This window comes from Nocardia sp. NPDC051900, from assembly GCF_044452545.1.
Taxonomy (GTDB): domain Bacteria; phylum Actinomycetota; class Actinomycetes; order Mycobacteriales; family Mycobacteriaceae; genus Nocardia; species Nocardia sichangensis.
Genome location: NZ_JBITBU010000080.1, coordinates 1 through 1,224, shown reverse-complemented (window position 1 = coordinate 1,224; position 1,224 = coordinate 1). Strand labels below are relative to the sequence as shown.

The 1,224-nt window shown below is 66.4% G+C and carries 1 protein-coding gene; it reads left to right on the top strand.

What is annotated here, in order from left to right; translation table 11 throughout:
• Positions 1–1,224: hypothetical protein (locus tag ACIA5H_RS37810; RefSeq protein WP_397081174.1), on the top strand; the 1,224-nt coding region annotated here is incomplete at both ends.

The following is a 1,224-nucleotide window of genomic DNA, read 5'->3' as shown; positions in this document are numbered from 1 at the left end:
CCGCGCAGCAGGCCGCGCAGAACCTCAACCGGGCGATCACCACCCTGCAGAAACCCAGCCAGGACATGACACAGGGTCTGGCGAACATCGGTATCAACGCCGCCGACCTCGCCGACCACCTCTCGAGCAAGGGTCTCTCGGGCACGCTCGAGGAAATCTCGCTGGCGATCATGAACCACATGGGCCCGGCCGGAAAGGTCATGATCGACGCGTTCAACCAGTCGAAGACCGCCGCCGACGACGTCGGGAAGGCCTACGCGGCGCTGCCGCCGAAACTGCAGGCGGTCGCCGACAAGGTCAAGGCCGGTGAGCTGAAACCCAATGTGGGCGCGCTGGAAACAAAGGGCGGGCTCAATCTCGAAGAGGCGCACATCGTCGCCCAGTTCGCGCAGATGTACGCCAAGTCAACCGGCCTGAATGCCGCGCTGACCTCGCTGAAGAACAGCGACAAGACGTATCAGCAAATGCTGATCCAGGCCACCGGCAACCAGGAGTCCGCCCGCGTCGCGGCGAACCTCACCGGCGAGGAGAACACCGCGCAGGTTGCCGCGACCCGCGCCGCGGTCATGAACGCCGGACCCGAAGGACCCGCCGGAGACGTCAAGGGCTGGGCGGAAGTCCAAGAGAATTTCAATCAGAAGCTCGCCGAAACCAAGGCGCAGGTCGGCGCGTTCGCGATCGAGGCGGGCGACAAACTGCTGCCGGTCGCGACGAAGATGCTCGAGGGCGTACAGCACACGGTCGAGTGGCTCGGGCTGCATAAGGCCGCGCTGATGGACGTCGCACGTACGATCTCGGCCGACGTGGTGCCGATCGGCTCGAAGCTCGTCGACGTGCTGAAAGACGTCGGGCATTGGCTCGGCGACACCGGCCGCTGGCTCGAACACAACCACGGCGTGATGGAAGCCGCTATACATGTCGCGGTCGACCTCGGGGCGGCGTGGCTGGCCTGGAAGACCGCGACCACGACATTCAGCATCGTCCAGGGCGGTATCAGCAACATCAAGGACGCGATCGGCGGCGTGAAGTCGGCGGCCGCGACCGCGGGCCGGGCCTGGACCGCGATCAGCGACGGCGCGTCGACCGCGGCGCAGGTGACCCGCGACTACTGGAATTGGACCGGGAAATTCAAGGTCGCGGCGGCACGCGATTTCATCGCGACGAAGGCCTCGGCCGTCGCCGAGTCGGCGCAGGCAGCGGGCGCGTGGATCGTCCAGAGCGCCC